The 21,539-nt window shown below is 47.2% G+C and carries 15 protein-coding genes; 5 read left to right on the forward strand and 10 right to left on the reverse strand.

The features are described 5' to 3' along the window. Nucleotides 1-10: 10 nt before the first annotated feature. From BUR42_RS08445 to BUR42_RS08470, 6 genes are all read right to left on the reverse strand, one after another. Complete coding sequence (locus BUR42_RS08445; RefSeq protein ID WP_084185637.1) at nt 11-1,423, reverse strand: hypothetical protein; 1,413 nt, start codon at nt 1,421-1,423, stop codon at nt 11-13. A gap of 61 nt (nt 1,424-1,484) precedes the next feature. After that, nucleotides 1,485-2,432 (reverse strand): hypothetical protein, encoded by a 948-nt coding sequence (locus BUR42_RS08450; RefSeq protein WP_074238809.1) that lies wholly within the window; start codon nt 2,430-2,432, stop codon nt 1,485-1,487. Between the two features lie 88 nt (nt 2,433-2,520). Next, nucleotides 2,521-2,994: a hypothetical protein gene (locus BUR42_RS08455; protein ID WP_143197388.1), complete on the reverse strand. Its 474-nt coding sequence runs from the start codon at nt 2,992-2,994 to the stop codon at nt 2,521-2,523. Between the two features lie 275 nt (nt 2,995-3,269). Further along, nucleotides 3,270-5,729 carry a TonB-dependent receptor gene (locus tag BUR42_RS08460; protein WP_084185466.1) on the reverse strand — a complete coding sequence of 820 codons (2,460 nt, stop codon included), beginning with the start codon at nt 5,727-5,729 and terminating at the stop codon, nt 3,270-3,272. 189 nt (nt 5,730-5,918) lie between these two features. Beyond that, nucleotides 5,919-7,313, reverse strand: a complete 1,395-nt coding sequence (locus tag BUR42_RS08465) for an endonuclease/exonuclease/phosphatase family protein (RefSeq protein WP_074238812.1) — start codon at nt 7,311-7,313, stop codon at nt 5,919-5,921. Then, nucleotides 7,310-7,864 carry a GNAT family N-acetyltransferase gene (locus BUR42_RS08470; RefSeq protein WP_074238813.1) on the reverse strand — a complete coding sequence of 185 codons (555 nt, stop codon included), beginning with the start codon at nt 7,862-7,864 and terminating at the stop codon, nt 7,310-7,312. The genes BUR42_RS08465 and BUR42_RS08470 overlap by 4 nt, the downstream gene beginning before the upstream one ends. A gap of 70 nt (nt 7,865-7,934) precedes the next feature. Here BUR42_RS08470 and BUR42_RS08475 point away from each other — a divergent pair, with 70 nt between their 5' ends. Genes BUR42_RS08475 through BUR42_RS08490 form a run of 4 tightly spaced genes read left to right on the forward strand, consistent with a single transcriptional unit; the run spans nt 7,935 to nt 14,090 of the window. Next, complete coding sequence (locus BUR42_RS08475) at nt 7,935-8,549, forward strand: TetR/AcrR family transcriptional regulator (RefSeq protein WP_074238814.1); 615 nt, start codon at nt 7,935-7,937, stop codon at nt 8,547-8,549. 55 nt (nt 8,550-8,604) lie between these two features. After that, nucleotides 8,605-9,966 (forward strand): TolC family protein, encoded by a 1,362-nt coding sequence (locus tag BUR42_RS08480; protein ID WP_084185467.1) that lies wholly within the window; start codon nt 8,605-8,607, stop codon nt 9,964-9,966. Between the two features lie 8 nt (nt 9,967-9,974). Next, entirely contained in the window at nt 9,975-11,027 is a 1,053-nt protein-coding gene (locus tag BUR42_RS08485; protein ID WP_074238815.1) for an efflux RND transporter periplasmic adaptor subunit, read from the forward strand. A gap of 18 nt (nt 11,028-11,045) precedes the next feature. Continuing rightward, nucleotides 11,046-14,090, forward strand: a complete 3,045-nt coding sequence (locus BUR42_RS08490; RefSeq protein WP_074238816.1) for an efflux RND transporter permease subunit — start codon at nt 11,046-11,048, stop codon at nt 14,088-14,090. Nucleotides 14,091-14,135: 45 nt separating this feature from the next. Here BUR42_RS08490 and BUR42_RS08495 read toward each other — a convergent pair whose 3' ends face one another. Next, nucleotides 14,136-15,932 (reverse strand): AMP-dependent synthetase/ligase, encoded by a 1,797-nt coding sequence (locus BUR42_RS08495; protein ID WP_084185468.1) that lies wholly within the window; start codon nt 15,930-15,932, stop codon nt 14,136-14,138. A gap of 251 nt (nt 15,933-16,183) precedes the next feature. On the opposite strand from BUR42_RS08495, the gene ggpS reads away from it, so the two are divergent. Next, nucleotides 16,184-18,412 (forward strand): glucosylglycerol-phosphate synthase, encoded by a 2,229-nt coding sequence (ggpS, locus tag BUR42_RS08500; protein WP_074238817.1) that lies wholly within the window; start codon nt 16,184-16,186, stop codon nt 18,410-18,412. 17 nt (nt 18,413-18,429) lie between these two features. Here the strand turns inward: ggpS and BUR42_RS08505 are convergent, their stop codons facing one another. The 3 genes from BUR42_RS08505 to BUR42_RS08515 form a co-directional block, all read right to left on the reverse strand. Next, nucleotides 18,430-18,882, reverse strand: a complete 453-nt coding sequence (locus tag BUR42_RS08505; RefSeq protein ID WP_074238818.1) for a DUF5362 family protein — start codon at nt 18,880-18,882, stop codon at nt 18,430-18,432. An 81-nt stretch (nt 18,883-18,963) separates the two neighbouring features. Beyond that, nucleotides 18,964-19,869, reverse strand: coding sequence for a BT_3987 domain-containing protein (locus BUR42_RS08510; protein ID WP_074238819.1), 906 nt, complete (start codon nt 19,867-19,869; stop codon nt 18,964-18,966). Nucleotides 19,870-19,880: 11 nt separating this feature from the next. Then, nucleotides 19,881-21,536, reverse strand: coding sequence for a RagB/SusD family nutrient uptake outer membrane protein (locus tag BUR42_RS08515; RefSeq protein ID WP_159442240.1), 1,656 nt, complete (start codon nt 21,534-21,536; stop codon nt 19,881-19,883). Nucleotides 21,537-21,539 lie beyond the last annotated feature (3 nt).

Consider the following 21,539-nt stretch of genomic DNA (forward strand, 5'->3'; position numbering starts at 1 on the left):
AAAGCAAAGGTTAAAAATTATACCCCAACCTAAACTTCACCGGGTCTTGTCTCGGCACCTGGGAATTTGCCAGGAAATCATACAACAACATCATATTCCCCTTCAACTTATTATTGATCTTATACTTCTTACTCACTCCGATCAGAGCACTGCGTGACCAGCTATTCTGCTTATACAACTGTGCCGCATCCGCAAACGGCTGATTATAATTATACTCAAAACCGCCATTCACAAAGAACGTCCCCTTCAGCTTATAATCCCCGAAAGAACGGAACCCAACACCCTGATGCGAAAACCGGATATTATTAAACCCGGTTCCCATTCCCAGCTTATAAGATGCACCAAGCCCCAGAATTCCATTCTTGGAAAACTTATATCCCACCTGCCCCGCAAAATCCCCGGTGGTAGGAAAGAACTGCGTAGACCGCTGGAACTGCACATTCGTACCAAATTCCAGCCGTTGCAGCAGGCTTTTGGTTTTTAATTCTTTCGGCTTAAAATCCGGCATCTCTCCTGCATTATCCAGATCCGGGAAGTTCTTTTTCAATTCATCGAACTGGGAACGCGCCGCTTCCATCTGCTGGGTCAATGCCTGGCGGGCGTCCGGTCCTGCACTGCCGATACGTTGCTGGAGTAACTGATCTACCTGCGCACGGGTTTGTAAACCTTCCAGGCTTTGGGCAAGATCTGCACTGCCTCCCGAGGGTAAATTGAACAAACTGGCCAGTTGGGAATTGCGGGAAATAAAATCTTTATAAGCAGGCACCTTTTGTAAAAGCTCCATCGCCTTCCTCTCTGCCTTTTTGGAGTCTTTAAAACCTTCTTTGTATTCTTTTAGCTGCTGTGCGTAGTAATAAGCTTCTTTGTTGATCTTCTGAAGATCTTTGGTAAGCGCAGTATATTGACCTAACTGGGCTTTCAGCAATTGCTTCCGTTCATTGATATACTTTTTGATATTCTCTGCCTGCTGCAATTTGGATTGCAGCTCTTTCACGCTCTCCATGGACTTTGCCAGCTTCCCCTGGGCCTCTTTGCCCTTACCAAGTAGTTGTTTGGATTCTTTTAAAAAGCCAAGGGAATTAGACAATGTGTCCAGGTAACCGAAATACTGCCCATTTAAGGCCTTGCCCGGCACCTTGCCTTTCAGGCGCGCCTTCAGCCCACCCAACGAGTCAATTGATCTGGTGAAGATATTCTTAGCCGCAAGGGAATCGATCTTAGACAGCTTACGCTGCAACTTCTTCTCCTGCTTGATCATCCTGTCCAAAGCCTTGGCAGTACGCTTGTCTACCTGCTTTTCAAGCTGACGGCTTTTGCTGCTTACTTGTGAGAGATATTTTTGTGGGACCTGCCCGGCCTTAGCCAATATACTATCCTGTGCTATCCCTGGGTTAGAGAACGCAAACAGTAAAAAGACAAGCATGATGAACCGGGTTAGCATTATAATGGTATAAGGTGTATCACAATAATAAGTTTATTCTTCCTTATTTTTCTCTTAATTTCTGAAGTCCGCCGTACAACTGCTTCAATTCCTTCACGGTTTCTTCCAGCTTTTTACGCTCCTTTTGCTCCTCGATAAGGTACAATGTTAGTTCTTCGATCTTCTGCAATAGTTTGCTGTTGATCTCTCCTATATCCTGCCCGCCCTGTTCAATCTGGCTGGCTGAAGGAATACCGGGAAGGTGTTTATTCTCCTCTATGAACTGCTCTACTTTAGGAAGTGGCAGCAATGGATATTGCTTTTCAAACACAAAATCCGGCCAGCCGGTAGAAAGTACCTTTACCTTCTTTGCTGTAACAGTGCCGGCTACTGATAATTCTGATTGCGGGTTCCTGGTACCAACGCCCACATATCCGTTTTCTTTGACGTTTAAGGCTACTGCAGCAGAATTGCTGGAATAAGGACTCCCCACATACAAACTCCATTCACTCGTCATTGGCTGGAGTTTAACTACCGTCTGGTCATTTCCCGTAGCAGATAATGCTGTCCATCCAAAATCCATGTTAATGGACCGTACCTTAATATGAACAATTATCCCTTGATCTAAAACACCGAAGGTTTGAATTGCGCGTATCCTGAACCTGGGATTTGTATATTCAGTATTGCAATCCACGGTAAAATTATGCGCTCCTGACCAGGCGTAACCATTGCTATTGACAGTTCCCATTTCGCGCCAAACAGCCGGGTTAGCATGAGAAATGGCAGCACGGTGGGTAGCAGCTGATGCAATATTACCCCGGGTATAGGATATAGAAACATCGTAGTAACCGGCAGCTCCGGCGTTATAAGGCGCAACTTTCAGGAATTCTATGTAATCCCCAATTGCATAGCCCGGAGCAAAATATACACTCGTAGTGTATTCACTACTGCCTTGTGCAAAACTAAAAGTGCTTAATAAAACCAGAATAGGTAAAAGGATTAATTTTTTCATGGATACAGGGTTACATGGGTTACATTATAACAACTCTAAAATAAGTAAAAATTTAAAGTCCGCATGCAACACGCGGACTTTAAGTTTATCATTCCTTCTTCTTTTTCTCCTTCCCCTTCAGCTTCTTAATCACCTTCTCCTCATTCATAATATCCAGGTACATCAACCCATTGGCATGATGCAGCGTACAGGACAAATAATAAGTAAACCGCTCCCCAATGATGTAATCCATCGTCACCGTATCCTTCGCCAAACGAAGTTTCTTCTGCGGCTCACCAAACAACTCAATCAGATCAGATTCAGAACAGGCAGATTTAATCGGCAGATGCAACGCTTCCAGCACCTTCCCCGCCATATTGTTATCGTCTTTCGTAAAATCCAGGGAAATAGCCCGGGTATCTTCCGGCTCGGTGATCAGGCGCAGGAATGTATTAAACCCCGAAAGTTCTCCTATCCACTGTTCTCCCATAAAATCATAATTATCTACCTCCCTGTAGTCAGGACCGGCATAAAAGTCACTCAGCCGGATGTTATGGAAGTCCTGGTACGCTATAATGTCCATACAATTGTTCTTTAAGTTCTGCACTGAAATATTGATACGCGCGGGGATACGCCTCGCCTGGATGCTTTCGAAAGCCACCGTAAGAAATGTGGGGAAGAAATAGGGATTCGAGTTGCATAGGTTGAGCGGAACTAAACCGCAGTATAAATATATATCAATTTTTCACATTTTAAAATGTGGGGATAAAATTATAGCCCTGACACATAACACTTTATGGTAATGTATATAACAAAGGCCGGACTGAAAGCCCGGCCTTTAAACTCTTTTAATAATATTTAGAACCCGTCTCCACCCATATCGCCGCCTTCTCCGCCTTCACGTTTGCCTTTTTTAGAAAAAAGCTTGGTATCCATCTTTCCAAAACGCCAGCTGAGGTTCAAACGCAGTTCGCGGGAAACACGTTTCCGGTAACGCTCTGATGAGGAGAAGCTGGTATTGGTCCAGCTAAGGTCACGATCTGTATTGAAGATGTCCGTAAGGCCCAGCGCCACAGAGAAGTTCTTCTTCTTGAAGAAGTCTTTCTTCATAGCCAGGTCTACCTGGTATTCCGGCGCATCTTCTCCCTGCGGCAGGATCTGCCGGGATTCATATTCGCCGGTTACCTGTAAGGTCAGGTTCCAGGGGAGTTTGGTGTTGCTGTTCACTTTACCGAACCACACAAACCCTGAGTTATTCAGGTTGTTTGCACTGATCTTTGTTTGGGAAGCATTCAGGTTGGTAGTGATATCCCAGCTTTTGGTGATCTGGTTCCGTACAGTAAGTTCTGCACCAAAGGAATTCCTCTGATCAGCATTGATGGGATAGTTCAGTACTACTTTACGTTCCTGGCCATCCAGGTTCAGCGTGGTATCCACGTAGAAATTGGTGATGGCATTATTGGTATTACGGTAGTAAACTGATATCAGTACGTTATGTTTCTTCGCGAAATCCTTGAGGTAGGATAACTCGAAAGAATTGGTGAACTCTGGTTTCAACGCGGGGTTACCACGGTTAGCAGAGTTGGCATTGTATTGAATGTTCGGCAGCAGGTCACGGAACCAGGGACGCTGGATCCGGCGGCTGTAGTTTAATTGCAGCTCATGATCTCCTTTGAACTTTTGCGTCAGGAAAACACTGGGGAACAGGCTGATCGGGTAATCGATCTTGTAATTGGCATCTTTTACATTGCGCATCTCTCCGCTGTAATAAGATTGCTCCGCACGTAAACCGGTCTGGTAGCCAAAGTTGCCGGTACCACCTGTATAACTTACATAAGCAGCATTGATCTGTTCTGAATAATGATAGTTATTAGACAGGGCGGAATCGTATTCAAAAGCGCCGGTGTTGAAATTCTTTCCCAGCGTATTCAGCAAACTATTGAAAGTACGTACGTTGGTACGAAGCCCTGCTTCTAACTTTGATCTTTCGGAAAGCGGGTTCACGAAATCGATCTGGCCGGTGTAATAGGTGGTGCTGCTGTTTCCCCTGCCCTGCCGCAGCTCCGGCTGATTAGGTGAATTGCTTGGCTGCCCCTGCATATCGTAGTATTGCAGGCTGTAGTCGTTATTATTCTTACCGGTTGAACGGTTATAAGTAAAGTCTCCTGTCAGCTCCATGCCCTCTTTTGCAAAAGTGCGTTTGTAGCCTATCTGGCTGGTGTAATTGCGGAAGTTGTTCTTGCTGTCGTTCCGGCCAAGACCATAACGCAGCCTGGTCTGATGTGCATCCAGGTCGTAAGTTGTTTGTTCATTGAGGTTATTAAAATCACCACCAACGATCCCTTGTGATAAGGTGAGGGTGTTGCGGTTATCAATGAACCAGTCGAACCCTATCCTGCCGGATTGAAAACGGCGGCCGAAGTCACCGTCCTGGTACTGGTCCAGGAAAGTAGTATCAGCGCCATCAAAGTTCTTGCGGAAAAGATGCTGTTTCATGGGGCTCTTCCGGTCACGCAGGTTATAATTCACGAAGAAGTTGATCTTATCCTGGCGGATGTTGAGATCAATACCGGCATTGCTGCTTTTGGTGGTGGAATAACCACCGGTGATGAGCCCATTGATCCCTGCTCTACGGTTCTTTTTCAACACAATGTTCAGGATACCGCTCATACCTTCTGCATCATATTTCGCGGAAGGATTGGTCACCACTTCTATATTGGCAATAGCGTCCGCAGGGATCTGGTCCAGTGTGAGTGTACTGGGGCGGCCGTCTATGAAGATGGTGGGCGAACCGTTCCGCACAGATACATTTCCGTCAATGTCCACATTCACGGAAGGCACCTGCCGGAGTACATCTGTTGCAGTTCCGCCAACACTGGCCAGGTTCTTGTCTACGTTAAACACCCTTTTATCAATGGCCATGGTAAAGGCAGGTTTCTCTCCTACCACTTCCACTCCTTTCAGGTTGCGTGCAGTTGTTTTCAATCGGATATTACCTACATCTGATACTGTTTTCACAGTAACCGCTTTGAAGAAGGTTTGATAGCCGATGAAATATATTTTCAGGATATAACTCCCGGGCTTTACCGGAGAGAAACTAAAATCCCCGTTACCTTTGGACAGCATCCCGGTAACAAGTGCGGAATCTGATGCATTTAAAAGCGCTACGGAAGCGTATTCTACAGGTTTACCTGTTTGATCATCCAACAACTTACCCATTAATTCGGCATGCAATTCTCCTTGCTGCTGCCTTTGCGCGAATGCCTCGCTATTCATACACAAGACCCAACCTAACAGCAATATGACAATTTTCCTCATGTTTACCTTTACACAGATTGATTTACAATGCGGCTAAAAGTAGTAATTATAGCCTTTGGTAGTGATATTTAATGGATGGATGGTTAATTCACCACCACCCTGTTTGAGTTAGACGTCACTATCCAATGTTTCTTACGGTTATAAGAAATAAATAAATCTGGGTGGTTAACCCGGTTCAGGTACCGCGCGCTATTTCGGCAGTACTTTAAATTCCACTACCAGCGCCGCATGATCTGAAGGATACTTTACAGGATGAGTGGTGATCGTCCATGCTTTTACAGGTTGTATAAGCGCTCCTTTATAATAGATATAATCGATCCGGTCCTGGAAGGCATGCGGGAACTGCGGCGTCCAGGTGATACCGCGCTCCTTCAGCGGATCCGGATGTACGATGCGGAATGCGTCCTTGTATCCTGCATCATATAATGCAAGGCCCGCAGGGAAACGTACGGTATAACCGTTATTGAATTCCTTAGTGGCGTTTATCCAGTCAAGATGGGAACCGGTATTGAAATCGCCGCAGAAAAGTACAGGTATCTTATCTGCATTGGCCGTATGTGGCTGAATGGTTTTAAGGATGCTCCGCAAGCGGGCTGTATTCCCCTTTTCCATGTGTACCGCCAGTGAATCCGGGTTAATGGGACGGTTCTTTTCCAGCATATCCCAGTAATCATAAGGATAGTTCAGCCAATTGGTGAAGAATGCTATCTTTTGCTGATCACTTATTTTGATATAGGCGCCGCCGTTGTAAAAAGGTGCGTCTCCCTCCAGTGTTTCTGTGATGGGATAACGGCTCATGATACTCAGGTTTGTGCTGCGCAGGTAGAAGTAATATCCCAGTGCATCTGCGATCTTTGCGCCGGAGCCATAGGTTTCCTGCATGGAAACAATATCTGCCCCGGAAGATTGGATGATCTCTACGATCCGCTGCGGGCCTGTTTCCTTACCGGTTTCGTTGCCACCATGCCAGATATTGTAATTCATCACACGTAAGGCAGCAGGTGCTTTGGGTGGCCCCATTGGCCGTGGTGGCGGCACTTTCAGCGAATACAGGTAAGCGATGTTCTCCGCGGATGAACTATACAAGGTCAACTCCGGGATCTCTCCGTAAAAGGTTTCCCATTCACCCAGCTCCCCTTTTGCCACACCTCCTATGTTCAACGCGGAAGCATTCAGGCTATCCAGCCCGGGTGTGTAATAGATGGCTACGTTCTTACCGTCATAATATAAAGTGGTTTCTTTCTTCAATGTATCGTAAGCAAAGGCCAGCATATGCGTTCTGCCATCCCGGATGCCCTGGCGCTGTGGGGTTGGCCTGTATTCATAGTTTCCGGCTTTCCAGTACCAGGCGCCATTTTCCTGCACACCTATCTGCCAGCGTTTAGTGCCTAATATTTCATAAGCCGCCGATCCCTGTTCTGCTGCTTTTACCCATAGTACTGCGGTAAAACCACCCTTGTGCGTCCCTAATGGGTTTTGCACTTCCAGTGGTTTTCCGTTTAATACAATCTTTTCCTGTTTGTAAACCTGCGCTGTTGCCGGTAAAGAAAGGCAAAGCGTTGCTAATATCAATAGATGCTTCATAAACTTTTCACCATGTGCAGGTACTGCCCGCCTGCAAATTCCCGCATTTTTACGGCCTTAAACCCCAGCCGCTCATACAAACGCAAAGCATCCTCATTATGCTCATGTACCAGCAATCCAACACTGGATTGCCCTTCCTGCCGCGCTTTCTCTATGGCAGCGGCAATCAATTGTTTGCCAATACCCTTGCCCTGCCTGCCTGGCGCCACCGCAATACTATCCAGGTAGTATTCCCCCTTCCCGGTTTCCCTGCCCGGCACAAAATCGTTCTGTAAATGCTCCCGGATATGGTCCAGCACAGGGTCCCGCAAAAGATCCAGGTCATCCCCGTCATAAGAAAGGATCATCCCTCCGATCCCCTCCTCATCCTCATATACCAGCGTGTTCTTATAACTATACTGGTTCACATCCTGTTGAAAGAAATGCTCAAATAGCGCCTGTACAACGCCGGGGTTGCTTGTTCCCGCCAGTTTAACGGCTATTTCCTTCATGGCCTGGAAAAGCAAAGGTACTACGGTGGAGGCTTCCTCCTTTCTGGCAGGTCTGATCATAACATAAAGATAAATAAATTTGGTTTTACTGAACAGTGTTCATTATATTTGCATCGTAAACATTCTTAACATGGGTATAACTGACAGGAAAGAAAGAGAAAAGTTGGAAATGAAGCGGCTGATCATTGAAGCGGCGATGCAGATGTTCCTGGAAGAAGGGTATGAAAAAACATCTATCCGCAACATTGCTGATAAGATCGAATACAGCCCCGGCACCATCTATCTCTATTATAAAGATAAAGATGAACTCTTGTACGAAGTACAACGGGAGGCATTCGGCAGGCTGTATGAAACCTTTGTACAGCAAGCTCCCAGCAAAAGCCCCTGGAAAAGGCTGGAACAACTGTCCCACGCTTATGTGAACTTTGGTATGGAACATCCGGACCTCTACGACCTGATGTTCATCATCCGTGCCCCGATGAACACGGTGAACGAAAGAGAAGGCTGGAAAAACGGGGATGCCTGCTTTAATTACCTGATGGATTGTGTAGCGGCCTGCATCGATAAAAAACTGCTGCGTTATACGGATAAAAGGATGGCCGCATTGTCCATCTGGTCCATTGTGCATGGCCTGGTATCCCTCAATGTACGCTGCCGTTTCAAAGTAATGGATATGGAACCCGAACAAATCAACAAAGCCATGGAAATGGCTGTAAACGAACATTTAAGACTTATAAAAGCTTAGTCAGTCGCCCTGAGCGATTGGCTTTTTTTTGCCCATGCGCTAAACACCGTTCATTATGTTACCGAAGATCATTAAACTACACTTGTTTATTAGTGTTGGTTTTATCACACAGGTGGCCACTGCTCAAAGCCGGCTGGACCAATATATCCAGGAGGCATTCTCCCGCAACCAGGCCATAGCACGACAGAACTTTCAGCTGGAAAAGAACATGTATGCATTGCAGGAAGCCAAAGCGCTCTTCATGCCATCCGCCAGCTTCATCAGTAGCTATACCAAAGCCGGCGGCGGCCGTACTATCGACATTCCCACCGGCGATATGTTGAATGGTGTATATGCCACCCTCAACCAGCTTACCGGCAGCCAGAAGTTTCCGCAACTGGAAAATCAATCCATTCAACTCACCCCGGATAACTTCTATGATGCAAAGCTGCGCACCTCCATGCCATTGATCAATACCGAGATCATGTATGCCAAAAAGATCAGGCAGGAAGATATCACCCGCCAGCAGGCTACTGTGAATGTTTACAAACGGCAGCTGGTGAAAGACATTAAAACCGCCTATTATCAATACTTTCAGGCTACCCGCGCAGTGGATATCTATAACAATGCCCTCACTCTGGTGAAAGAGAACATCCGCGTGAACCAAAGCATGCTGAACAACGGTATCCGCAACAACACTTCACTCACCCGCGCACAAACAGAACAGCAGAAAACAGAAGCGGCGATCACACAGGCAGAAAATACGCAACAGAACGCCCGCTCCTATTTCAACTTTCTGCTGAATAAACCTTTAACAGACTCTATTGAACTGGATAGCGCAGCGCTGCTGGTAGCAGAATATATTCCTACCACCAGTGTTCAGAGCCGTGAAGAGATCCAGCAACTTACTTCGGTTAAAAAAATAGCGCTCCTGCAGGAGAAAATGCAGCATTCCCTCTTCACGCCCAAAGTGAATACTTTCCTCGACTTAGGTTCGCAGGGTTTTAACTGGGCATTCAATAATACCAGCAGGTATTACCTCTGGGGCCTGAACCTGCAGTGGGACATCTTTACCGGCGGTCAGCGGAAATACCGCACCAAACAAGCCGGCGCAGATGCTGCCATCGCGCAAGCCGCACTCACCGAAACTGTGCAGGGCCTCGAACTGGAACTCAACCGTGCAAATAATAATTACCGCAGCGCTTATGTGAATTATAAAAGCGCACAAACACAATTACAACTCGCTGAAAAATATTTCCGGGACCAGATGAAGGTCTATAAAGAAGGCCAGCTCCTGTACATTGAATTACTCGATGCACAAAATCAGCTGACCAATAGCCGCCTCCAGCTACTACAAGCCTACGCACAGGTGCAGATCTCACAGGCAGAAATTGAACGCGCACAGGCAGGATACCCTTTAAACAATAACCTTCAATAACTAATTATATGAAACTGTATCTTCTTTTATTATCCGGTGCAATTGGGTTCAGTGCCTGCGGTGCAGGGTCCGCCGCATCTGAAATACCACCACAGGCAGATATTCCTGTAAAGCTCCTCCCCTTGCAAAACCAGTCGGCGTCTGCCAGTATCCCTGTTTCAGGGATCTTTACCACAGACGATGAAGTGCTGCTCTCTTTCAAAACAGGTGGCATCATTCAGCGCATACTCGTGAAAGAAGGTGATGCCATCCGCCAGGGGCAAACAGTAGCCATCCTCAATCCCGTGGAGATCGATGCACAGGTGCAGCAGGCACAGCTGGCCTTTGAAAAAGCCTCACGCGATCATCAGCGGGCCACGAACCTGTATAACGACAGTGTAGCTACCCTGGAGCAATTACAGAATGCACAAACTGCAAAAGACATTGCACAGCAACAATTAAAAACAGCGCAGTTCAACCGCAACCATAGCGTGATCACCGCTCCCCGCAACGGGTACGTACTCCGTAAACTGGCTGCGGAAGGGCAACTCGTTGGAGCCGGCACCCCTGTTCTGCAAACCAATGGTGCGCAATCCGGCAACTGGTTATTACGTACCAGCATCAGTAATAAAGAATGGGCCGCTATCCGGTTAAAAGACAGCGCTATGGTAGAAGTAGAATCTGTTCCCGGAAAAACCTTTTCAGGAATAGTATCCCGCCGCTCCGAAGGTATTGATCCCACCACAGGCTCTTTTGCAATAGACATCCGCCTCACCGGCGAAAAACCCGCTGCCATTGCTTTTGGCATGTTTGGCAAAGCAGTAGTGCACACTACTGCCCAAAGCAAAAGCAGCACCGGTACCTGGGCCGTTCCTTATGATGCCGTACTGGACGGCGATGGCAATAGCGGATATGTTTTCATCACCAACGATAATAAAAGAGCGCATAAAGTGAAAGTGACCATTGCCGGAATGGAAAAGGATCATGTGATCATCAGCGGTGGACTGGAAAACGCAAGCCAGCTGATCATTTCCGGCAGCGCTTATCTAACGGACAGCAGCACTATCCGCATCATTCAATAACCCTCCAAGCCTGCAAACATGAAAATATCTGACTATGCCGTTAAGAATTACCAGTTCACACTGGTGATCTTTATCATGATCATTGCGCTGGGTATCACCACCATCCTCAACATGCCGCGTTCGGAAGACCCGGAGATGCACGCCCCCACTTATTCCGTAGTGGTGGTATATCCCGGCACCAATCCAAAGGACATGGAGGAACTGATCGTAGACCCGCTGGAGAAAGAGATCTATGAACTGGAAAACGTACTGCGCATCCGCACCAGCATCAGCGATGGCCTTGCCGTGATGCGGATAGAATATAAATACAGCAGTAATGTGGATGATAAATACCAGGAAGTAGTACGCGTTGTTAACAACAAACAAAGGGAACTACCCGCTGACAATATTTTCATTGAGGTGCAAAAGTTCCAGCCCTCTGATGTGAACATCATGCAGATTGCGCTGATCTCTGAAAATGCACCGCGCGATAAACTGAAATTCTATGCAGAGAAATTACAGGATGAACTGGAAAAGCTCAGCCCGCTCAAGAAAGTAGAGATCCATGGCCTTCCGGTGCAACAGGTACGGGCTGAACTGGACTTAGAAAAGATGGCCCAGATGAACCTCCCTGTAAACAATGTGATCAGCAGCCTGCAGAATGAAACCCTGAGCATTCCCGGCGGCAGTATCGATGCCGGCAATAAAACCTTTAATATCAAAACCAGCGGTAACTTTCATTCGCTGGAAGAGATCAGCAACACCATTGTATACACAGGCGCAGGCCGCAACGTATACCTGAAAGACATTGCCAAAGTATATTACGGTTATGCAGATGAAACCTACCAGACCCGCCTCAATGGCTTCCGCTGTGTATTTGTGGCAGCGGCACAGAAGGAAGGAGAAAACATCAGCAAAACACAATTACTTTATAAACCGGTCATTGAAAAGTTCCGGAAAACACTTCCGGCCAATATCGACCTGATCGAACATTTCGACCAGGCGGCCAATGTGAACAGGCGCCTCGGCAGCCTGGGGATCGATTTCATGATCGCCATCTTCCTGGTGGCCATCACTTTGCTGCCATTGGGTTTCAGGCAGGCCGTGATCGTAATGATCTCTGTACCGCTCTCCTTATCTATCGGTATCATCCTGCTGCAGTTATTCGGTTACAACCTGAACCAGCTCAGCATTGTAGGATTGGTGGTAGCATTAGGCCTGCTGGTGGATGATAGCATTGTGGTAGTGGAAAATATAGAACGATGGATGCTCGACGGGCATAGTGCGCTGGAAGCTACCCTTAAAGCCACCAAACAGATAGGTATGGCAGTACTGGGGTGCACCGTTACGCTGATCATCGCATTTATGCCGCTGGTATTTATGCCGGAAGGATCAGGGGATTTTATCAGGAGTATGCCTTTAGCCGTGATCTTCTGTGTGCTGGCTTCCATGTTCGTTTCGCTTACCATCATCCCTTTCCTTACCAGTAAAGTGCTGAAACCCCATACGGGCCACCCTGATGGTAACCTTTTCATGCGTGGGCTGAAGAAGCTTATCCACGGCAGTTACTCCCGCCTGCTGGATAAAGCGCTGCAACGTCCGGCACTCACGATTGTGATCACCGTGATCATTTTTGCCGGCTCCCTGGGTGTGTTTAAACTGATCGGTTTCAGTTTATTCCCGCCTTCTGAAAAGCCGCAGTTCATGATCAATATCACGGCGCCGCCTCAATCCAACCTGATGTATACCAATAGTATTGCCAGGCAGATAGAGCAAACCCTGAAAAAAGAGCCGCTGGTGAAATACTTTGCCACCAACGTAGGTAAAGGCAATCCGCGGATCTATTACAATGTGATCCCAAAAGAAGAACAGAGCGATTTTGCACAGGTATTTGTACAACTGGGAGAACATACCAATCCCCAAGAGAAACAAGCCCTGATGGAAAAGTTCCGCAAAGCCTGGACGCCTTACCCCGGTGCCAAAGTGGAAGTGAAAGATTTTGAACAAGGCCCTCCCGTAGTAGCACCTGTGGAAGTACGCATATTCGGAGACGATCTGGACACCCTCCGGCACCTGGCTTCCCGTGTGGAAGATATGCTGCACCAAACACCCGGCACCATGTACATCGATAACCCGGTGGACCTCCTGAAAAGTGATATCAGGGTAGCCATTCAACCGGAAAAAGCACAACAGCTGGGTATTCCTTTTGTGCAGATAGACCGCACCGTACGCCTCGCTGTTGCCGGGTTAACACTGGGTAAATACACAGATGAGAACACCAATGATTACAACATCCTGCTCACGCGGGCAAAAGAAGGGCGGCCTACGCTGGATGTATTCAATAACCTCTATGTGAACAACCTGCAGGGTAAAGCCATTCCCTTATCGCAGGTGGCAGAACTTAAAATGGAAACATCTCCCGTACACATCAATCACCAGGAGAAAAGAAGGGTGGTTTCCGTGAAAGCATTCCTGCAGCAAGGTTTCCTGGCAGATAGGGTTATTACCGATGTGATCAGCAGGATGGATGCCATGGCATTACCTGTAGGCTATAGTTATGAAATGGGGGGAGAAGTGGAATCGCGCAAGCAATCATTCGGCGGTTTTCAGAACATCATCATTGTAACGGTGTTCCTCTTTATTGCCGTATTGATCCTGGAATTCGGCACTTTCAAAAGTACCCTCATCATCCTTTCGGTTATTCCGCTGGGTGTGGTAGGTGCTGCCATTGCACTCTGGATAACCGGCAACTCCTTATCATTTGTTGCCATCATCGGGTTGATTGCATTGGCGGGAATTGAAGTGAAGAACACCATCCTGCTGGTGGATTTCACCAACCAGTTGCGGGCACAGGGGAAAGACCTGGAGACTTCTATCAGGGAAGCAGGAGAAGTAAGGTTCCTTCCGATCGTGCTTACTTCTCTTACAGCCATCGGCGGTTTGATCCCGATCGCTATTTCTAATAATCCATTGATCTCCCCGCTGGCGATTGTATTGATCGGGGGATTGATCAGTTCTACCTTACTTTCGAGGATCGTAACACCGGTGGTGTACAAGTTAATACCACCTAAGATCAAAGCTTAAAAAAGAAACGGGGTTGTTCTTTTCGAAGCAACCCCGTTTTATATTTTACGCTGCGTAGATCTTTTCCACTACATCTTTATATTTCTCCATGATCGCCTTCCTTTTCAGGCTCAGCTTCGGCGTCATCTCTCCGGTATCCACTCCCCACTCCTTCGGCAGTAATTCAAATTTCTTGATCTGTTCCACATGATTGAATAAGGCATTGTACTTCTCTACCACCTTTTCAAACATCGCCAATACTTCTTTATTCTTAATGGCTTCTTCCGCTGTGGTGAATGGAATGTTGTTCTGCCCCATCCACTGTTTCAGCCTGCTGATGGAAGGCACTATCAAAGCCGCCACAAACTTCCGTTCGGAACCGATCACCATGATCTGTTCAATGAAGGGGCTTTCCTTACATTTATTTTCAATAGGCTGCGGCGCTACATATTTACCACCACTGGTTTTGAACAGTTCTTTTTTGCGGTCTGTGATCTTGAGGAATTTTCCATCTACAAAGGTGCCGATATCCCCGGTATACAACCAGCCATCTTTCACGGTTTCATCTGTGAGGTCCTGCCGCTTGTAGTATCCCTTCATCACGGAAGGCCCTTTCACTAATATTTCGCCTTCTTCCGTCAGTTTTACCTCCTGCCCTGTTATTACCGGGCCTGTGGTGCCAAAACGGGTATTTTCGGTCTTATCGCGCCTGTTTACGCTGATCACGGGGCTGTTCTCCGTGGGGCCATATCCCTCATATACCGGAATGCGGGCTGCGGTGAAGATCCGCAAAAGGTTTTCCTGGCAGGCAGCCCCCCCGGTAACGATATAAGAAATGCGGTTGCCCAATGCATCGCGCCACTTGGAAAAAATAAGTTTATTGGCAATGGACAGCTGAAGGTTATACCACCATCCGCCACTGATATTATTATTATATCTCTTTCCCAGTGCTACGGCCCAGAAGAACAATCCGCGTTTAATGCCTGTCAGCTCATGGCCTTTGCTCATGATCTTCTCATACACTTTTTCCAGCAGGCGCGGTACTGTGGTGAACCCATCCGGTTTTACCTCTTTCAGGTTATCCCCGATCTTATCCATGCTCTCCGCATAATAGATGCTGATCCCGCTGAACAGGTAAATATAGGTACACATCTTTTCGAAGATATGGTTCAGCGGCAGGAAGCTTAACACCCTGGTTTGCGGAGCATCCGGGAAAGGAAAGCTCTCTTTGGAATGATATACATTGCTCACAATGTTCTTATGGGTAAGCATCACACCTTTAGGTGTGCCTGTAGTGCCGGAGGTATAGATGATCGTGGCCACATGCTCTTCGCTGATAGTGGGGGTTAAAGCCACCACACGGGCCAGCAGGTCTTCATTGGCCAGGTCGGTCACCTTCGTCCAGTGATCAGCACCGGGTACTTCATCAAAAGTGTAAATGTTTTGCAGGGAAGGAATATCTTTCATCAGCCCTTTCACTTTCTCACATAGTTCTGCATTGCTCACAAAAATATACTTCACCGCTGCATCATTGAGGATGAATTGCAGCTCGATGGGATTTGTTGTGGGATACAGCGGCACCAGTATAGCCCCCGTCTGTTGTACAGCAAGGTCCGTAATGATCCATTCAGGGCGGTTATTACTAATAATGGCAATCTTGTCTGCCCCTTCTACCGTATGGTCGTTTCCGCTTATGCCAAGGCTCAGAAGACCTGCGCTGAGGCGGTTCACGGTGTTCTGTACTTCTTTCGTGGAAACGGGCTTCCATGCCCCGTCTGTCTTGGCTACCAGCATATCTGGCTTAGGGAAGAACTGCAATTGGTGAGCTACCGCGTCAAATAGGCGTTTGGGCTGAATCATCATACATTTCAGAGCTTGATATACGGTAAGTTAACGAAAAACAGCAGATATTCAAATCAGGGGTATTTTTAGCGAATAAGTGCCTAATAGTCACCAATTAGCGCCATGATGTCACCTTTTTACACACATTTAATGTGTACCTTTGTGATCCCATTCTTACCCAAAATAATATCTCATTTATTGAGCACAACAGGGTTGCGAGCCATCCGTATATCGGCTTGAGGCAACTTATTTATATCACGAAAAACACAAGCATGATCCTAGCTACAGACCTTGACGGAACATTTTTAGGTGGAACCCGCCAACACATGGAAGAGTTATACGAAATGATCAGGAATAACAAGGATTTCCGCCTCGTTTTTGTAACCGGCCGTGGAATGGAAAGCGTATTACCTTTATTAAGTGATCCCGTTATTCCAAGGCCTGAATTCATCATCTGCGATGTGGGCGCCACTATACTCGATGGCACTACCCTTCAGCCCGTTCAGCCTATTCAGAACAATATTGAAAGCAAGTGGCCCGGTAAACAGGCCATCCTGCAACAGTTAAAAGATGTAAAAGGCATCCGCATTCAACCGGTGCCGCAACAGCGCCGCTGCTCCTTCATTTTCGATGAACACCTGGAACAGGAGGGGATCGCCGCACTGGAACAACAACTGGGTTGCGACATCCTCTTATCAGACAACAGGTTCTTTGATGTATTACCCATCAATGTAAATAAAGGCACCACCCTCACACAACTGATCGATCACCTGAATATTCCGGAGGAAAAAGTACTCGTTGCCGGCGATACGCTGAACGACCTTGCCTTATATGGCCGGGGTTATAAAGGTGTAGTGGTAGGCGAAGCAGAACCGGCACTGGTAACTGCCACACAAGGCCTTCCCGGCGTATTCCATTCTGCCATCCGTGGTGCGGGTGGTATCATGGAAGCGATGGCGCATTTTGAAGATTTTTCACCCTTCTATCAAAAGAAAGCAGCCAGAGATTGTAATACGGATTCTTCCCAACTGGTGATGCTCTATCACCGTTTCCCATTTGAAACAGCAGAAGAGAACGGCAGGATCATTAAACGCGCACCGAAAAGCCCCAACGGCATCCTGCCTACGCTTACTAATTTCTTCAAATCCAACCGGCCGGGATTATGGATAGCCTGGCAGGAAATAAAGGAAGGAGATGCCCCGGCAGGGAATTTCTACATTGATAAAGAAGTATATCCCCATTTGCAGGCAAGCCCTGTTATGATGGAGAAGAACGATATTGATATCTTCTACAAGCTCTTCTCAAAAGAAGCTTTCTGGCCCGCCATCTTTTCTTTCATAGAAAAAGTGCAGTTCAATCATGAACACTGGGAACACTACCTGGCCATCAACCGGAAGTTTGCAGAGAAAGCAGCAGCCGAAGCAGAACTGAATGCCACCGTATGGATCCATGATTACAATCTATGGATGGTACCCGGTTATCTCCGCCAGCTAAGGCCGGACCTTACGATCGGTTTCTTTCATCATACGGCATTCCCTGCTGCCAATACTTTCAATATCATCCCCTGGCGGGCAGAGATCATCGGCAGTTTATTACAATGCGATTATGTGAGCTTTCATATACCACGTTATGTAGAGAACTTCGTGGATGTGGTAAAAAGCCTGATGCCCGTAAAGATCATAGAACAGGAAAGTGCCGCGCCCCGTTTCCTTACTTACAGCTGTGCCATGGGTACCGGTGTAATGACGAGGGAGATACAGGCAGGCAGAAGGAAGGTACGTTTAGGGGCCAACCCCGTGGGCGTGCATGTGGATTATATCAAAGAACTCACACAACAACCCTCCACGCAGGAGCTGATCGCAGAACTGAAGAAAAGCACTGCAGGTAAAAAAACGATCCTCAGCATAGAGCGCCTGGATTATGTGAAAGGCCCATTGGAGAAGATCAGGGCCTTCGGGCAGTTCCTGGATGAACATCCCGGCCTGCATGGAAAGATAGAGCTGATCAATATCTGCACCCCTCCTGCCAGCGGCATGAAAATATACGAACAGGTGCAGCATGAACTGGAACAGGCCATCGGCGCTATCAATGGTAAGTATTCCCGGATAGACTGGGTGCCCATCCATTTCTTTTTCCGTTCCTTTTCTTTTGAAGAGGTACTGGCCTATTATGCTATTTCAGACATTGCCTGGATCACCCCATTGAGGGATGGTTTGAACCTGGTGGCCAAGGAATACATTGCCGTACAGGGGCAAAACCCTGAATCAGATGGCGTGCTGGTGTTATCAGAGTTTGCAGGGGCCTCGGTGGAATTGCCGCATGCCATCCTCACCAACCCTTATGATAATGATTCCATGAAAGGCAGTTTACTGCGGGCTATCAGTATGAATAAACAGGAAAGACAGATAAGGATGAAACGTTTATATGAAAACGTTAGTCATCACAACATAGGATATTGGGCAGATGAATTTATGCAGGAATTAAAAAAGGCCGGGTGTTAACCCCGGCCTTTTTTCTATTAAACACCGCCTGTTACGGCTACTACGATCATCACCACAAAAGCCAGTATTAAAAATGCAAGCATAATGATCGTAAATACGCCTACAAATTTAAAACTGGATTTCAGACTGGAAAAGGCGCTGTTCAATGCATTCTGATCAGAACCATGTAAAGCTGCCTTCATTCTGCTGCCAAACTGAAAAAGGTACAGATAAGGGAAAATAGAAATAACCGCCATAACAAGATAAATGACCCCAACCATCATAGGACTGCTATATCCCGCGTTTTGAAAGCTGGCTTCGATCAAGGCGTTTGAACTACCTAACCCGATGATGGAAAGGCTGATCAGCACCATAAAACCCACCATCACAAAACCCACAATAGAAAGAAATTTAGCCCAGCGGCTGGTTTCATTTAAAAAGCCGGAAGATGCTTCATCGATAGAGAGTTCGAATAAGTTTGGTGTTTCCATGCATTAGCTATTTGCTACCCAAAATAGCAATTTAACTGATATTATAAAATAAGGGGCCGGTGTTGACCGGCCCCTTACCAGTTAAAATGCCCCCCATTCCGCTATATGCGTAAAGTGAGTAGCTCCAAAGCTGGCAGAAACGGTTATCCTGTAATAACGGGCCTCCTGTGGCGCAGGCAGGTAGGCGTATTGCTTATCATAAGTATTCACAAAGGTGAAGTCTGTAGCACTGCTCCAGGTAGTGCCATCTTTGCTCAGCTCCACGCTGAGGTTCTGCGGGTTACCGGTTGCCACAGCGGAAGGCAGTGTGTAAAAACCATGCAGCATCACCGTAGTATCCATATCCACTACCAGGGTATGCGGATGTTTCGGTTGCGCGGCTTTCCATTGTGTATGCCAGGAAGTGGTCAATACATTATCCCAGGCTTTTTCTCCCGTATTAGGTGATTCTGAAGAAGATGCGCTCACCACCTTCCAGCGGGCGCGTGCAAACTCTGCATAATCCGCCCGGATCAGGAAATACGCCGTACGTAACTGCTCATTCACTTTTAAGGAAGGCGTGGCAGATTCCAGCGTTACCGGCAACAGGTAGTTTGTTTTGGAAGATAAGCCCCCCACTGTTTTTACCCTGATCTTTAGCGCATTGCTGCTGAAATCCTTTGGATGGATCACCGCATCCATGGCATCTACCTGGTAACTACCGGCAGGCATGGGAAGATAAGCGGTGTTGTTCTTTTTATTGAAGGTATCTACCAGCGCGTTGTTCACCGCAAAATGAACATTGATGAGATTAGGCTGGTCGTCCACACCACCATAGGCAGCACCCATTATAATGGTTTGCAGTGTATCTGCCATAATAAGCGGGCGGGAAGCAGGGTATTCCGTAGCCTGCGGCATATAGATCTTTGCGTATTGTTCCGGCTGTTTAATGAGTTCTTTCTTGTTACAGGCAGCCAGTAATATTGTGAAATAGAGGATCCTTTTCATGTTCAGTCTTTTTAGTAACCCGGATTTTGTACCAATGCTTTGTTACGCTCCATTTCTCCCTGTGGTATAGGAAACAGGTCGAAGGCCGGTCTGTAAGTGCGTGCTTCTACCAGGAACTTTTCGTACTTGAATGTAGTGCTGGTAGGTTTGGTGATACGCATGCCATAGATGTCTTTAAACACTTCCTGGCCAATACGCCACCTTCTTACATCCCAGAAACGGTGGGGCTCCATACATAACTCTATCCTGCGCTCGTGGCGGATGCGGAGGCGCATTTCGTCTTTGCTTAACCCGGCAGGTACAGGTGGCATTTTTACATTCTTCCTGTCGCGCACCAGGTTCAGTACATCATATACTTCCTGTGGCGGCGCATCAGAAGATTCATTCAGCGCTTCAGCATAACCAAGCAGGGTTTCCGCGTAACGCATAAATACCCAGTAGTGGTTACCGGGGCGGTAAGATGTGATCAGTGTAGCATTTTCATCCAGCAGTTTGGCGGTGTAGTAACCGGTTTGCGTGGAAGCAGTATTGGTATTTAAACCATCCACCCCGGCACCCACAAAAGTGTTGATCGTAGCACCGGCCCATTTGCTGCCATTGTAGATAATGGATTGTGCAAAACGGGGATCGCGGCCTGCATAGGGATTGTTGGCATCATAACCTGATCCGCTTTCTGTGATCATTTTACCATTGGCCATTTCGAATTCATCTACCAGGTTCTGTGAAGGTTGTAAATTCCCCCATCCGCCTCCCTGGCTGGGAGGTTCTGTATGGCGTACCCAATCCTGGGCTACTACCTGCCATACCTGGTTGATGGTGGATTGCATAATGATCTCGGCAGAATTGCGTACATGCAGTACGGTCTTATAATTATCATCGAGTGTATACACTTTCAGGTCCATCACCGCTTTGTGTGCATCCGCCGCTCTCTTCCAGAGATCGCGGTTATTGGTTGGGTTATGCAGCGGGCTGGCAGCATAGAGGTATACCCTTGCTTTCAGCATCATGGCGGCACCTTTTGTGATGCGGCCTAAGTTCACTGCGGGATAAGATAATGGCAGGTAAACGAGCGCACTGTCTATGTCCTTTGCAATGAAATCCACTACTTCCGCCACGGTATTACGCGGGATGTTCAGGTTCTCATCAATGCTCAGCACCCTGTCTATCAAAGGCACGCCGCCATAACGTTTCATCAGTTCAGCATAACACCATGCACGCATGAAGAAACCTTCTCCTTTCATACGGGGTTTGCTGTCTATCTGAATGGCCGTTTTGGCAGGCACATTGTCAATATACTTCAGAAAGGTATTGGCTTTACGGATGTTCTGGTAAGCCCCGTTCCAGATGTCTATCGGGTTATTGGTAGGCGATAAGGTTCCATTATTATAGTTGATGGTACCATAGGAGAAATTGTAAGGGCATTTGGCATCATCAGATGCTGCTGCATAGGTAAAGGTAGTCTGCGGCATCCAGTCGCCCGCACCAATGGTGGTGGCATACATATTGGCCAGGTAACCTTCTACCTGTACATAGTCTGCAAACAAGGCCTGTTCCGTTACACCGCCGGACTCTGCCTTGTCCAGGTAATCATTGATCTTTGTACAGGCAGATGCGGCAATGATGAGGCAGATGGCCAACAGGCTGCTGTAATATCTTTTGTTTGTCATGTT

The sequence above is a fragment of the Chitinophaga niabensis genome (assembly GCF_900129465.1).
Lineage (GTDB): Bacteria > Bacteroidota > Bacteroidia > Chitinophagales > Chitinophagaceae > Chitinophaga > Chitinophaga niabensis.